A 14,197-nucleotide genomic window follows, 5' to 3' on the forward strand; every position below is an offset into this window, starting at 1 on the left:
TCCGTACACGACAGAAGATCTGTGATTGGCAGCATCGTCCGCTACCCTCGCCTACAACGCGGCGCTACTTAACGTGCAAAGCTGAGTACCACACTGGATCAAATGGTTTTCATGCCCAATGGGTACGATGTTGTTATCGCTGGCGCTGGTCCCGCCGGCGCGCAGTGTGCCCGAGATCTCACGGAGCGCGGCTACGAGGTGCTCGTTCTCGAAACCGAACCCGAGAAGACGTTTCCGGCCCAGAGCAACAAGTCCACCGGCGGAACCTTCCCCTCGATGATGGGGTCGTTCGGTATCCCTGACGATGTGGTGATGAACTACACCGATAGCGTCGTCTTGGAATCACCAAGCGAAAGCTTCCAGTTCCTCCAGCCGGGCGCAGTTCTCGAATTTGCTGATTTTAAACGCTACCTCGTCCGTGACGGCCGCGAGCGCGGCGTGACCTTCCATTTCGACGCGCGGGTCTCGGAGCCCATCCTCGAAGATGGAGACATCACCGGTGTTCGTTACGATGGCAACGAGGAGGCCTACGCCGATATCATCGTGGACGCGACTGGCCCGGCCGCACCGCTTGCGAAGTCTCTCGGGGTGAGCGATCTTGAGCGGGACAAGCAAGCCGTCGGCATCGAGTGGGAATTCGAAGATGTGGACCTCAATCATCCCGACTACACCGACCTAACCGACACGATGATGCTTCGGCTCGACCACGACCTCGCGCCAGGCGGGTACTCGTGGATATTCCACACTGGCGCGGATACGGCAAAAGTTGGTCTCTGCTTCATCCAAAACGAGAAATACAGTTCGAACGCCGATCGTATTCTCATCGACGACGCGCTCACGCGCTGGCTTGAAGACGATCCTCGGTTCACGAACGCCGACCGTATCGACAACAGCCAACATCGCGGCTCCGCACATATCCAGCCACCCGGACGTCTCAGCACGGACGGGTTCATGGCAATCGGCGATACCGTCCCTTCTATCGACCCGCTGTGGGGACAGGGCATCGATAAATGCATGCGATCTGGGCGCGCGGCGGCCGTCACGGCCGATCGCTGTTTTACTGGCGGGATCGACACGTCGGCCGACGAGATGACGATCTACGACACCCTCTGGCATCGCAACGTGGCACCGAAGGCGTCGATGCGCCTGCTAATGGCCCACTTGCTCTACTACGCCCCGACCGAACGCTACAACCGCTTCATCCGCGACCTCCGCCGGCTCAGCGACGATACGCTCTCGGCGGCCAACGGAGGCAATCCGCTCGCGCTGGCGAAACTGTTCCATCCTGGCGATATCTCCCTACTCCGGAAGTTCGCAGCCGAACACCGCGACCTGATTAGCCAACTGCTCCCCAGTCTGTCCTCACTGCTGTCAGAGTGACTATAGCAACGGTGAAACTGTTGCCAGGTCGCTCTTACTTGTACTTCTGCGGTTAAGCGGCGGTACTGTTTTGCAACGGCTCATGCTTCCTGTGGAGGTCACCACAGTTGCAGAGAATGGGCGATTTCAGCGGATTCGGTGCAATGGTGCTCAGATAGCCTTCGTCCCAATGCCGATCGGGCGTCTGAACGTTCCCACACTCATACTTCCTTGCTACCGTCTACATGGATTCGGGGTCCCACTCAGTGGTTTCGCCGGGTGCAGGTGGCGTTCGATCGGAGTACCCTTTTCGCCCGATCGCTCTGTCATCAACCATGTTCAGTACTGCTTGGCGAGCATCCGCAGCTGAGTCGAACACCTCGCCTTGCAGTGGCTCGAAGAGATCTGCAAGCGTCTGTGTCCCATCTGGCAGTTCCACCTCCTGTTCACCGTATTCGTCGATGAGAGTGGTACTTGTCGCTGGATAACTATGGTCGTCGATCAACGTGGCCAGCGTGCCGAACTCTACGCCCTGCTCACGTGTTTTGTCTCTCCCCCATAGGATGACGACCTTCGAATCCTACACAAAAGTTCCTTATGGCCAGCACTACTTCACCGGTTGCCGCTGAACGAGTAGCATGATTTACCTTGAAGATGGTGCAGTTGTGCGGTTTTGCGGGTGCAAGCGGTGGTGGCTTGAATCAACCGTGGAAAGTCACGCGGGAGACACTTCGACTTTGACCACGCCGAAACTGCCCGGGAATCGGTCTTGTGACCGGTAGTTAATGGCCATGAATCAGCTTGAAACGACAGCCATCCCCAACCGACGAAGTAGTACTAATGAATTAAGTTTAATAGATAAATACTTCTTCGTTTAGGGTGAGTTCTTCGTGCATATCTCATCGAGCCAGACATATTCTGAAACGATCTCTGATTGAGATTACAGCAAAAATTACGGTAAACAAAATCGGGAATTGCCAGCTGTTGGCTGTGAAACATTGATGTGTCTGACGGCTTTGTTAGTACACCGTCCGTGTAGGGGGTCTTCTCGAACTGGTTCGAAGAGTTCGGCACAATTAACTCTGCAGAGGACCCACTACTTGGAGCATGATTCGCAACAATCTCAGCATCCTTGGTACCGTCTGTGGAGCCGTGTCCGGATATGCAATTGGTGGATTCGAAGCCGCGAGTCTGGGGACACTCGTTGGGTTTTTTCTTGGGAAGACTGTCAACAGTCTGCTGCGTGCTGTCGACGATTTTGATCTGTGAGGGAGAGATGTTCCCGATTCTTCGGCGACTCGGATATCGTGATCAGCTCTCTCCAGCCTCACTCTCTGAATCCGCTCCACCATCAGCGATCGCGGTCTCGGTCCGACGTTCGTGCCACTGCCATTCCTGGGTGAACTGGCCGCTCTCCTTCAGATTCCATGGGTCAGCGTCCTCCATCGAGGGGGCTTCGTACCACGACTGGACGAAATTCCAGACCCAGATGACCTGACCGACGAAGATGATCAGCGCGCCGAGCGTTGCGAGCTGGTGGAAGACGGTAATGATGTTCACCGGTCCGAGCGGGAAATCGTACGTCGCGTATCGACGGGGCATCCCGAGATATCCAAGGAACAGCATCGAGAAGAACGTGAGATTGGTTCCGATCATCGTCAACCAAAAATGGGCTTTCGCCAGTTTCTTCTGATACATCTTCCCGGTGAAGATCGGATACCAGTAGTACAGTCCAGCGAACACCGCGAAACCGATCGCGCCCATCACGATGTAGTGGAAGTGACCCACCACGTAGTAAGTGTCGTGGAGGACGAGGTTAACTGGGATCGAGGCAAGGAACACGCCGGTGACGCCGCCGATAATGAAGTTCGAAACGAACCCGATACAGAACAGCATCGGCGCGGTCAGCTTCACGTTGCCGCCCCACATCGTAGTGGTCCAGTTGAACGTCTTGACCGCACTCGGGATTGCGATCGCAAGCGAGACCGCCATGAAACTCGCCCGAATCCGCGGGTCGATCCCGGTCGCGAACATGTGATGCGCCCAGACGCCAAACGAAAGCACCCCGATCGCAAGCGTCGAGTATACCACGAACTTATATCCGAACAGTTTCCGATCCGAGAATTTCGGAATGATGAGGCTGACAAGCCCCATCGGCGGCAAGACGAGGATGTACACCTCGGGGTGGCCGAAGAACCAAAACAGGTGCTGCCAGAGGATCGGTCCGCCGCCCTCTCCGACCGCGAAGAACGTCGTCGCGAAGTTGCGGTCGAGCAGCAGCATGATGAGCGCGCTCCCCAGTAGCGGAAACGCGAATAGGATCAGCCCTGACTGGGTGAGCATCGTCCATGAAAACATATCGAGGTTCGCCCAGTTGACGTCGGGCCCCCGCTCGGCGAAGATTGTGGCGATGAAGTTGATCGCCCCGATCGTCGCCGAGACCCCGGTGAGGTGGAGGCCGAGTAGCATGAAGTCGACGCCGACGTTCGCCTGCGTGCCGGCCCCGACGCCGGCCGACAGCGGGGTGTACATCGTCCACGCGGTCTGGGCCGGGACGATGTCAAGGCTTGCGATCGGTGCGGTGAAAAAGCCGCCCCAGACCAAAAGCGCGCCCGGCGGCAGCAGCCAAAACGCGATGGCGTTGATCCGCGGGAACGCCATGTCGTCTGCGCCGATCAGGAGGGGAACGAAGTAGTTCCCGAATGCTGAGAGGATCGGTGTTCCAAATAGGAACAGCATCGTGATACCGTGACTCGTGAGCAGGGAGTTGTAGAACTCCGCGCCGATGACGTCGGTGGCCGGTGCGATGAGTTCCGCGCGCATCAACATGACCATGATGCCGCCGACGGAGAAGGCGATGAGCGCGTAGGCTCCGTACAACATCCCGATGTCTTTGTGGTCCACAGTCGTCAACCACCGGATGATCCCGCTTGGCTTCTCCTCGTGGGCGTAGTCAGTCTCCTCGCCGACGGCACCACCGCCAGCCAGCGGCGTGTACGACCGCCAGTCCTCGATTTGGGTGAGCCAGACCGCCACGCCCGCGAGGAACAGTCCCATCAGGACCGTTAGCGCGAGCTGGGCTTGTGCCATGTCTGTGACTGCGATCCAGAGCCTAAAGAAATCTTAGATTCGCTCAACCCTAGATCAAGAAGTGAGCGCGGAAGAATGATCGCTATGGTACAAGCCCCCGCGCTCCGTGATACTTTCTTGAGCAAGGATTATAATAGTATCGGGGCACTGCTAGATTGAGCCCTCCCGTCCGAGCGCTCCGATTGGCGGCTGTTTCTCCGGCGTTTGGTAGCTCCGGAGATAGTTGTTGTAGGCAGTCAGTCGGTGCTCCGCGCTGATCTGACTACCGTTCCACGTCTCGTGGAATCGACCGATGCGCATGATGTAGGCTGGAACAGCTTCTCGACGATATTGCGCTCGGAGTAGTTTGAGGTCGCCGAGAAGGTCGATTTTGGCCAGTACCGTCAGGTAGCTCATGCCGTCGACGAGGAATTCCGTCTCAGAAAGGTTGTGTCGCTCTTTCAGTTCGGCAGGGAATGCACTGGCGGCCGCGTGCCCCGCCAGTGCGAGACACTCACACCAAGCAGCAGCTTCGAATCGATATCGATCACCGCGTACACCCAGCATTGTTCGTGACCAACCCAAACCGTGATTTCGTCGATCGCGACTCGCGATAGCTCCACTGTCGGTGGATAAGGAGCTTTTTCGTCCACGTGGTGAACCCACTGAAACACAACTACGAGAGGCAGACGCCAAAGGTTTCGAGCGCTACGTCCGTCTCTCGCAGCGAAATACCTGTCGAATGGAACTGCACCGCGAGCGGCCTTAGTGACCTGCGTCACGTTCGGATGGTCGATAAGCACGGCTGTTTCTGTGTGGCGGAAAATAAGATGACAGGAGTGAGTCGGCTGGCACGCTCTTCATCCAGTTTTCATTTCTTACACAGACCACTCAGAGCGCTCGCGGTACTCTCGTCGTCCCAATACTCCTAGAGAGTCTGTCCGTTGTCTGTGATGAATTTTTGAAACTTACTCATGCCAATTAAGAACACCTCATGAATCGAATAGATAGCATCTCACTGACATCGAAGATGTCGAATCAATGACCGAGTCTCGGTGATTCCGGCGGTTTCGGTAGCCGTCCGGGAAGCGGAAAACACATGTGCTGCACTAACTAATCATATAGTCAGCCAACGAATGAACGTTGACGAAGCCGATGAAGCGGACCGCGCGGATGACACGGCGAGATTTGACTCGAACGCGCGCGAGGCGATCATGGAAGCGACCTACCGGGCGCTGTGTGCGCACGGTGCAGTCGACCTCACCACACGAGCCATCGCCGACGAGTTCGATAAGAGCAGGTCGCTCATCTTCTATCACTACGACTCGAAGGAGGACCTCCTCGCGTCGTTTTTGGCGTATCTCCTTGAGAGGTTCGAGGAACGTATGGGAACGACGTGCATGGAGGACCCGACCGAGCAACTCGACGCACTGATCGATGCATTGTTGTTCGGTCCCGCCGACCACGAAGACTTCCAGACCGCGATGCTTGGACTCCGGTCGCAGGCTCCCTACAACGGGGCTTACCGCGAGCAGTTCCGGATCAACGGCGAGTACGTGCATGGCCTGTTCAGGGGGGTAATCGAGCGCGGCGTCGAACGGGGAGCATTCGCCGAGGTTGATCCGTCACGCATCGCCACGATGCTTCTCATCACCATCGACGGTGCGCGGATGCGCTTTGTCACCCTTGGCGACGACGAGTCACTCCACACCGCGCGCAAGGTAATCGACGACCAGCTTGACCGCACGCTGTTTGCCGGGACCGGACCCGAGTGATTACATCGAAACGGTTCTATTGAATCCACCGAAGGCGTCGGGCTAAGCCATTAGAACGACAGAGATGAAGCGGAAGAAGCCAGTTGTGCAAAAGGTCCTCCTCCACTTTGTCACACAGGCTGTCTCGATAGCACTACTCGTCATCGCTAGATTTCTCTACCCGACTCAGAGGAAAACCATCTTAATACAGCAAATCTTGCTCGATAATTACCACAGCTTCGCTCTCCTGAGGTTGGCGGTCGGATCGTCGAGGCGGTTCGATAGTGTGGTGAGGAGGCGGTCGATCAGCAACAGGCCGACGTATGTTTCTATCCGATGACGGCCTTGTACGCGGAAGTCGAGGCGACGACCGTCCCCTTTGGCCGTGCTGAAAAAGCGTTCGACGGCGATGAGTGGTCTGCGTATGCTTTGAATACTCGATCGGCAGGGTCCAGAATTAGTACGGTAGAACCGAGCGCTTTGAGCTCTAAAGCGGTGATCAGACCTCGTGAGCAGTATCCAGACGTCGCGCATATCACTCTCTGCTGTCGAACGCGTCCTGTAGTGCAGTACGGTTGAGCTGGACACCGCTCTCTTCGGCAAGTGCTTCGATTCGAAACACGATGTCAAGTGGATCGGCCGTGTTCCGAGGATTGTACGTGCAGACCGGCAGGATCTGCCGGTCTACACACCGGTCGTGAAACTCTAGCGTATCAAACGCCGAATCGCCGAGAACCATCGTGACGTCCGTGTTTTCGACGAGACGCTCGAAGCATTCGAGCGTCGCGGTTTCTGGGTGCTGTTTGCGCTGGACAACGACTGCGCCAACGGGGAGATCGCTGGCGCAGTCGACCGCGACGAGCAATCCGTAGCCGTAGACCCACTCCTCGGCAGCTGATTCCCACATCCACACCCCGTCAGGATCGGTTTGTGAGCATGGGAGATGCGTCGAATCGAACGCGAAGCGATCGCCATAGAGGCCGACCGAATCGTGCTTGCTCGATTCGGTCGAAGACGCGTTGGATGTAGGGTTGGAGCCTGTTCCAGCACTCCCAGATAGTGCTGAGAACGGGCGTCTCATCGTCGAAANATTCGGTCGAAGACGCGTTGGATGTAGGGTTGGAGCCTGTTCCAGCACTCCCAGATAGTGCTGAGAACGGGCGTCTCATCGTCGAAATCACAGATGAGACGCCCGATCCCGAATCGAAGCACTCCTCGAGTTCGCGGAACTGGAACTTGACTTCGGCCGTACAGAGCAGCAGCCCGCGGAGTATCTGTGATCGGTCGTACTTTGGATTGCGGCTAGGACCGTTGTCCATCCACTCGTCGAGAAAACCGCGGTCAAGCGCCGATGCGGCGCTTTGTCGACCGCAGCACCTTTGCAACCGGCGTGTCATCCAACACATCGGCCGGCGAGGCAGTTTGAGAGGACACAGTTAAACTGCTACTGCCGGCCACTTTTGCCGTCTCATTCGATCTCCGAAGCAGCAGACGGCGATGCGATCACGAGTCGCGATCAATTACCGAACAGGGTCGCTGACTCTGGACCTACAGCCACTCCGCAGACCAGGCTTCGATTTCTTCGAAGACGGGGCGGAGCGACTGTCCTTTCTCCGTGAGCGAGTAATACGTGGCGACGGGTGCGTCTTCTTCGAGCCGACGTGTCACGAAGTCGGTTTCTTGTAAATCGTCAAGGACACGGGAGAGTGTTCGTGAACTCGCCCCGGTCGAGCGTTTGAGTTCGTTGAAGCGTTTCTCATTACCTTGGAGGTCGTGGAGGACGATGAGTCGCCACTGGGAGCCGATCTGGTTCAGCGAATCGATAACCGAACACGCCTCCTCGTCGTACCGTTCGTCAGTTTCGGACAGGCTGTTTGCTTGGGCCACTGGTTTGCTCCTTGGATGTTCGTAGGCGCTGCATCCGCAAATAGGTTCGCTTCCGAACCTGGTAGCATTATGAAACCTGAAGTAACACCAGCGTCACCGGCTAACACCGTCGCTCCCTGATATCACTGGTGTCAGATTAAGTATAAGTAGGTTCCAGAACGAACTAGATATCGTTGTGATGGCAGCTACGATCGCACCACTGACCGCACCGCATACCAACCAATCGCAGACGCAGGAGGTGAGCTGATAATGGCGATCGATGCAGGACTCGGCGCAATCGGCTTCCTCGTCGCACGGATACTCTTCGGCGGCCTCCTCGCGTTTCAGGGCCTCAACCACTTCCAGAACGTCGGCGCGATGAGCGGATACGCCCAATCGAAGGGTGTCCCTGCAGCCCGGGCGAGCGTCCTGTTTTCCGGTGGAATGCTCATCTTCGGCGGCCTCGGCATCGTCCTCGGAGTGTTCCCTGCGATTGCCGCGGGGGCAATCGCGGTCTTCCTCCTCGTTACGACGCCGATGATGCACGACTTCTGGGCAGTGCCCGAAGACCAGCAGCAGGATGAGATGACCAGCTTCATCAAGAACGTCGAGCTCCTCGGCGCGTCGGTGGTCTTCCTCGCCCTCAGTAGTGAGGCGTGGGCGTACGCACTGGGCATCGGTCTCGGACTCTAATCGGACACGAAACGATCGACTTCCGGGATAGCCTTTCGAACAATACACTCAAACAACACATGATTACCGAAACACCCGGACTCCACCACGTAACATCGATCGCGAGTGATCCCCAACGGAACGTGGATTTCTACACGGAAGTCCTCGGTCTGCGCCTCGTCAAACGGACCGTCAACTTCGACGACAAATACACGTACCACCTCTACTACGGTGACGAGGTTGGCAACCCAGGTACTGTGGTGACGTTCTTCCCGTTCGAGGGCGGTCGACAGGGCCGCGTTGGCCGCGGTCAGACAAGCGCGACCGCGTTCGTCGTTCCCGAGGAGTCGGTCGACTACTGGGTCGACCGGCTCGAATCGAGAGATGTCGACGTCGACACACCGCATACCCGGTTCGACGAGACGGTCGTCCCGTTCCGCGATCACGACGGCCAGCCGTTGGAACTCGTGACCGGCACGAGCGACATCGAACCGTGGGACGACGGGCCGGTACCCGTAGACAACGCTATCCGCGGGTTCCATAGTGTGACGCTGGATTCCCGCAACCCCGAGCAGACGAAAGCGGTGCTTGAGACGTTGGGATACGAGTCAACTGCACAGGACGGGGACCGGACGCGATATCGGGCATCCGGCAACGGCAATCGCGATTCGTTCATCGACGTTCTCGCTCGGCAGGATGCTCCGCGAAGCCAGCAGGGTGTCGGCACCGTTCACCACGTTGCGTTCCGAACGCCCGATACGCAGACCCAAGAGGAGTGGCGCGAGCAGCTTTCGGAAATCGGACTTCAGGTAACGCCGCAGAAGGATCGGCAATATTTCAAATCGATTTACTTCCGAGAGCCCGGCGGTATCCTGTTCGAGATTGCGACCGACGGGCCGGGCTTTACCCGTGATGAGTCCGTCTCGGAGCTAGGAGCGGAACTGAAGTTGCCGCCATGGTTGGAGTACGATAGGGCGATGCTTGAAGAACGTCTTCCGGAGATCGAACCCGCCAGCATACTGAAGATGAACTGACATGACTGGACCGCACCAAGACCAACCTCTCGTGACGGCCGGCGCACCTCTCGATGTCGCCGAGGTCGCACTCGTCCTTGTTCACGGACGGGGAGCGACCGCGCAGAGCATCGTCCAGATGGCCGACGAGTTCCACCAGGACGGAGTCGCGTATCTTGCTCCACAGGCCGCCCGTAACACGTGGTACCCGAACCCATTTACCGCTCCTGTCGAGTCGAACGAGCCAGGACGGACGTCTGGCTTACAGGCCATCGACGACACCGTGAGTACGGCCACCGAGGCGGGAATCCCACTGGACCGCGTCATGGTGCTCGGGTTCTCTCAGGGAGCGTGTCTCGCCAGCGAGTTCGTCGCGCGCAATCCCACGCGTTACGGTGGACTCGCGGTGTTGAGCGGCGGGCTCATCGGTAACATCGTCGATCAGGACGACTACGACGGTGACCTCGAAGGAAGGCCGGTGTTTCTCGGCTGCAGCGATGTCGACCCGCACATCCCCGAAGACCGGGTACACGAGTCGGCGGCCATCTTTGAGCAACTCAACGGCGACGTGACCAAGCGCCTCTACGAGGGGATGGGTCACGGCATCAACCAAGACGAGATCGACCAGGTCTCCACGATGGTTGCGGGGCTCGTCGAATAGGAAGATCACCGATCAGATGACGGCGAACGAGGCACGGACGCGCCTCACTGCCCTGAAAACGGTCGTCGCCGCGCATGAACGTGGGTATTACGAAACACCTCGCAAAATCACCGCCAGCGAACTCGCCGAAGAACTCGACCGAACGAAGAGACACTCTCTGAATATCTTCGCCGTGGTTCTTCGCTTAGCAGACGGATGGAGAGCAGACAAAGTCGGGCGACGAGTTACGTTTCGACTCGGAACCGAACCTCGATTTCATCCGGGCCGATGACTGAGATCCCATCGGTCGTCTCAGTCACGGCGAATTGACTGCCCGCTACTCGGTCTCGAATGGTCTCAAGCGCCTCGGTCTCTGGCAGGACCACTTCGAACCAGGACAGTCCTCTGCCACTGACTGGGCCCGTACGATGGTGCCACGTGTTTGCACCGATATGGTGGTGGTACCCTCCAGCAGACACGAACGACGCGTTCGGCACGGTCGTTTGGACGTCAAATCCGAGGGTATCGACGTAGAAGTCTCCGAACATCTCAAGCGAGGTGACCTCGAGATGCACATGCCCGACATCCGTTCCGACTGGAACTCCTGGCTTGCCTGTGGCAGCCGCTTCCACTGGTTCGAGGTCGATGGAGTAGGTCCCAATCTGAACTCTCCCGTCGTCGGCGATGGGCCACTCTTGACGGGGAAAGTCTCGGTAGATTTCGACACCGTTTCCCTCCGGGTCAGTGAGGTACAACGCCTCACTGACGCCGTGGTCGGACGCACCACCGAGATGCCAACGGTCCCGTATGCGCGTCAACGCGTCACCTAACGCGCCACGCGAAGGTACTCTGAACGCGTTGTGATAGAGTCCCGCTCCTGACTGATCTCGTGCGAGTGCGTTCTCATCTTCCTCCAGGACGAGGAGTGGTGTCTGCTCGACGCCGAGGATTGCTGTCGTCTCGGAGTGACTGAGAACGTTCAGACCAACGACCTCTCGGTAAAACTCAGCCATGTCACCGAGGTCCGACACCCGGAGTGCCGTTCGGCCTATCCGGGTCTTGGACGGAAGCACGTGCGAATCGGGGTCGGATTGCATTCTCGTTCTATCTCCAGTGCTGGACGCTCGTTCTGTCTGCTCCATCAAACCTCTTTCTCCGGCTGTCCGCCGGTCGTTTGGATGACCTGCCCCCTAACGCCCTCGTTCGCCAGCAGGTGGAGGACGATATCCGTGATCGCTTCGGGCGCGGTCCACTCGGAGAAGTCGGCGTCGGGCATCGCTTCCCGATTGCCTGGCACGTCGATAAGGAACGGGGCGACCGCGTTGACCCGCGCGTCGAGTTCGACATCGAGCGATTCAGCCAACGTTCGAACCGCACCCTTCCCAACATCGTACGCGAGCGTTCCTCCAACTGGATCGAGAGCGCGGTCGGAGCTGAACAGGACGACGCCGCTTTGCGAGTCGAGATGATCCGCGAAGGCCTTGGCGGTCAGGAACGCCGTCGTTGCGTGACGACTGAGCGCGGCTTCGAACGTGTCTCCATCGGTATCGCTGATGCCGCCCATCGAAAATCCGCCGGCGAGACCGACGATGTGATCCACCGACCCATATTCCTCGTGGACAGTCTCGGCGAAGGCTTCGACCGCTGGCTGATCCGTGAGATCGACCTGGTGATACGAGACTGCACCGGACTGGTCGCCATGTTCTTCGGCCTCGGTTCGGTCGGTTTCGGTGACGTAGGTACCGATGACGGTGGCCCCCTGGTTAACGAGTGCATCCGTGACGTATGGACCCATGTTGCCAGTGGCACCGGTGACGAGCACCGTCGCGTTTTGCAGTTCCATTACAGTACCTAGTTTGGTTCCAAACCCATATATAGATCAGGCAACAACAATGTGACCAGGTTATGGCGACCCAACCACCTTCGGCTGACACTGAGAAAGAGTCCGATGTCGAACAGCAGAATGCGGATGTCTGTACCGTCGTTGGAGCAGTCGAGGAAGTGGGCTCGAAATGGAAACTCGTCATCCTGAATGACCTCCGGGATGGCGAAAAGCGGTTTAACGAACTCAAGCGGTCAACCGGGGCGAGTTCGTACACGCTTTCGCGCGTCCTCGATGGATTAGAGGAGAACGGGTTTATTGACAACCGCAAGGAGTTGGAATCGCCAGTCGCAAGCTACTACATATTGACCGAGAAGGGAAGCGCACTCTGTCCCGTGTTTGATGCACTCGACGAGTGGGGAGCAGACTGGCTCGAATCGACCGGCGAGTGATCTGAAATCACCGAGTTGCTGCATATACTCTCTGTATCTTGCACGGCGATTTCAACAGGGGCATTTCGTGATGTAGGAACGTGCGAAGACTTCCGGTGCTTCCTATAGCAGGCCAGTACAGCGGATGTGGTCACTGTCTCACCTTCGGTGAAAAGCGTCTCGGTGACTCTCGATCAATCAGGGGACGGTGAAGCACTATCGGCGAGAATCGATGCGTAGCCCTCAATATATACGCTTTCGTAAGCGGAAGTAGTGATTCAAGGCTTCAGTGGAGTACTGTTCGTGGACCCATTTGCCGTGATGAACACGATCGGACTGGTCGCGTTCGCACTCGTCGGGTCGGCGAAAGCGATCCGCGAGGAGTTCGATTTATTCGGGATTGCTGTCGTCGGCCTCGCGATGGCGTTTGCCGGCGGGGTGACGCGAGATCTCCTCGTGAATCGTGTTCCGTTGGCACTCCAGTCGCCGATCGAGATCAGCCTCGGACTGCTAGGTGTGAGCTTGGCGGTCGGACTGAGCGTCGTGCTCGATTCCCCGGACGACCATCCGATTTCGCTTCTCTCCGATGCCGTTGGGCTCGCTGCGTTCGCGACGACTGGCGCTATCGTCGCAACGGACACTGGCGTTTCCGCGTTCGGTGTCGTCGCTGTCGCGACGATCAACGCGGCCGGTGGCGGCGCATTCGCGGATATTCTTCTGGACCGGTCCCCGTTTATCCTCTTTGATGACTTTTACGCGAGTTGTGCCGTGCTGGGCGGGAGCGCATACTGGCTCGTGGTCACTGCCGGCGGGGCTGGCAGTACCGCTGCGGGAGTGTGTGCAGCGGTGACCGTCGGGATACGACTGGCGGCAATCAACTACGGCTGGGGACTCCCTACAGCACAGATACTGGGACTGACGCGTCAAGAAGGCGATGACAACCCATAGTGCGATTCAATGGCACAAGCCCTGCTGGGCCGGTGTTGCCATAGATGCTGATTCATACTCATAGGGTCGTGCATAAGTAATTGCCACACTATGGGCAGAGATAGTTCCAGATATTCGGCTCTTCGACTGTTGGCAGACCTCGTTGTATCTGGTGTTTCAGCGTCGATAGGTCGGGGACAAGCCGGTGTTTGAACCATTCTTGGAGACGATCCCAGCACCCCTCCACAGGGTTGAGTTCCGGTAGTTTCGGCGGGAAGTACCAGACCTCAAGATCCTCTCCGCGCACGCACGCGACCGAACTGTCGGAGACAGTTTCGGTCGCTCGCTCGCCACTCACATACTCCCAGAGATCTCGTGTGTAGAAGTAGCTGGCTCGATCCAGAAACACTACCAGCTCCTCGCCAAACTCCTCCTGAAGTGCTTTGAGTAACCAGAGTCCGTGCTGTGTCTTCAGGGAATCTTCCGTCCAGCAGTAGAAGCTCTCGCCGTCGTCGGTGACAGCGCCGAGCGCTGTCACCTTGTCCCAAGAGTTCGTCATCTCGATCGACGGATCTGATCCGATCGGATACCACCCAAGCCGCTGAACGGTACCAACACGCTTGGTGAACTGGTCGACCACGACA

16 protein-coding genes are annotated in these 14,197 nt (G+C 57.8%); 8 read left to right on the forward strand and 8 right to left on the reverse strand.

Features of this window, described 5'->3' with window-relative positions:
- The first annotated feature begins 111 nt into the window (after positions 1–111).
- Positions 112–1,380: a digeranylgeranylglycerophospholipid reductase gene (locus C450_RS04465; protein ID WP_005040586.1), complete on the forward strand. Its 1,269-nt coding sequence runs from the start codon at positions 112–114 to the stop codon at positions 1,378–1,380.
- Positions 1,381–1,600: 220 nt separating this feature from the next.
- Here the strand turns inward: C450_RS04465 and C450_RS23420 are convergent, their stop codons facing one another.
- From C450_RS23420 to C450_RS21435, 3 genes are all read right to left on the reverse strand, one after another.
- Entirely contained in the window at positions 1,601–1,924 is a 324-nt protein-coding gene (locus C450_RS23420; RefSeq protein WP_080510255.1) for a DUF5789 family protein, read from the reverse strand.
- A gap of 746 nt (positions 1,925–2,670) precedes the next feature.
- Positions 2,671–4,416 (reverse strand): cbb3-type cytochrome c oxidase subunit I, encoded by a 1,746-nt coding sequence (locus C450_RS04470; RefSeq protein ID WP_005040589.1) that lies wholly within the window; start codon positions 4,414–4,416, stop codon positions 2,671–2,673.
- A gap of 183 nt (positions 4,417–4,599) precedes the next feature.
- Positions 4,600–4,845, reverse strand: a complete 246-nt coding sequence (locus C450_RS21435; protein WP_152424396.1) for a hypothetical protein — start codon at positions 4,843–4,845, stop codon at positions 4,600–4,602.
- A gap of 719 nt (positions 4,846–5,564) precedes the next feature.
- On the opposite strand from C450_RS21435, the gene C450_RS04480 reads away from it, so the two are divergent.
- Positions 5,565–6,203, forward strand: coding sequence for a TetR/AcrR family transcriptional regulator (locus C450_RS04480; protein ID WP_005040596.1), 639 nt, complete (start codon positions 5,565–5,567; stop codon positions 6,201–6,203).
- A 514-nt stretch (positions 6,204–6,717) separates the two neighbouring features.
- On the opposite strand, the gene C450_RS04490 is transcribed toward C450_RS04480, so the two are convergent.
- Positions 6,718–7,263 (reverse strand): transposase, encoded by a 546-nt coding sequence (locus tag C450_RS04490; protein WP_080510256.1) that lies wholly within the window; start codon positions 7,261–7,263, stop codon positions 6,718–6,720.
- 467 nt (positions 7,264–7,730) lie between these two features.
- Positions 7,731–8,069 (reverse strand): winged helix-turn-helix transcriptional regulator, encoded by a 339-nt coding sequence (locus tag C450_RS04495; RefSeq protein ID WP_005040606.1) that lies wholly within the window; start codon positions 8,067–8,069, stop codon positions 7,731–7,733.
- A gap of 249 nt (positions 8,070–8,318) precedes the next feature.
- On the opposite strand from C450_RS04495, the gene C450_RS04500 reads away from it, so the two are divergent.
- From C450_RS04500 to C450_RS23425, 4 genes are read left to right on the forward strand one after another with little or no spacing between them, the layout of a single operon-like run.
- A complete protein-coding gene (locus tag C450_RS04500; protein WP_005040609.1) occupies positions 8,319–8,741 on the forward strand; it encodes a DoxX family protein in 423 nt (140 codons plus the stop codon).
- 59 nt (positions 8,742–8,800) lie between these two features.
- Positions 8,801–9,754, forward strand: coding sequence for a ring-cleaving dioxygenase (locus tag C450_RS04505; protein WP_005040612.1), 954 nt, complete (start codon positions 8,801–8,803; stop codon positions 9,752–9,754).
- 1 nt (position 9,755) lies between these two features.
- Positions 9,756–10,394 (forward strand): alpha/beta hydrolase, encoded by a 639-nt coding sequence (locus C450_RS04510; RefSeq protein ID WP_049909837.1) that lies wholly within the window; start codon positions 9,756–9,758, stop codon positions 10,392–10,394.
- A gap of 16 nt (positions 10,395–10,410) precedes the next feature.
- Entirely contained in the window at positions 10,411–10,665 is a 255-nt protein-coding gene (locus C450_RS23425; protein ID WP_080510257.1) for a helix-turn-helix domain-containing protein, read from the forward strand.
- Here C450_RS23425 and C450_RS04515 read toward each other — a convergent pair.
- Positions 10,619–11,470, reverse strand: coding sequence for a VOC family protein (locus C450_RS04515; protein ID WP_005040616.1), 852 nt, complete (start codon positions 11,468–11,470; stop codon positions 10,619–10,621). The genes C450_RS23425 and C450_RS04515 overlap by 47 nt on opposite strands.
- A gap of 44 nt (positions 11,471–11,514) precedes the next feature.
- Positions 11,515–12,216, reverse strand: a complete 702-nt coding sequence (locus C450_RS04520; protein WP_005040618.1) for an SDR family NAD(P)-dependent oxidoreductase — start codon at positions 12,214–12,216, stop codon at positions 11,515–11,517.
- Positions 12,217–12,278: 62 nt separating this feature from the next.
- Between C450_RS04520 and C450_RS04525 the strand changes: the two genes are divergently transcribed.
- Positions 12,279–12,647 carry a winged helix-turn-helix transcriptional regulator gene (locus tag C450_RS04525; protein WP_005040622.1) on the forward strand — a complete coding sequence of 123 codons (369 nt, stop codon included), beginning with the start codon at positions 12,279–12,281 and terminating at the stop codon, positions 12,645–12,647.
- A gap of 300 nt (positions 12,648–12,947) precedes the next feature.
- Positions 12,948–13,574 (forward strand): trimeric intracellular cation channel family protein, encoded by a 627-nt coding sequence (locus C450_RS04530; protein ID WP_005040625.1) that lies wholly within the window; start codon positions 12,948–12,950, stop codon positions 13,572–13,574.
- An 88-nt stretch (positions 13,575–13,662) separates the two neighbouring features.
- Here C450_RS04530 and C450_RS04535 read toward each other — a convergent pair whose 3' ends face one another.
- Complete coding sequence (locus C450_RS04535; RefSeq protein WP_005040628.1) at positions 13,663–14,193, reverse strand: transposase; 531 nt, start codon at positions 14,191–14,193, stop codon at positions 13,663–13,665.
- Positions 14,194–14,197: the final 4 nt, after the last annotated feature.

Source organism: Halococcus salifodinae DSM 8989 (assembly GCF_000336935.1).
Lineage (GTDB): Archaea > Halobacteriota > Halobacteria > Halobacteriales > Halococcaceae > Halococcus > Halococcus salifodinae.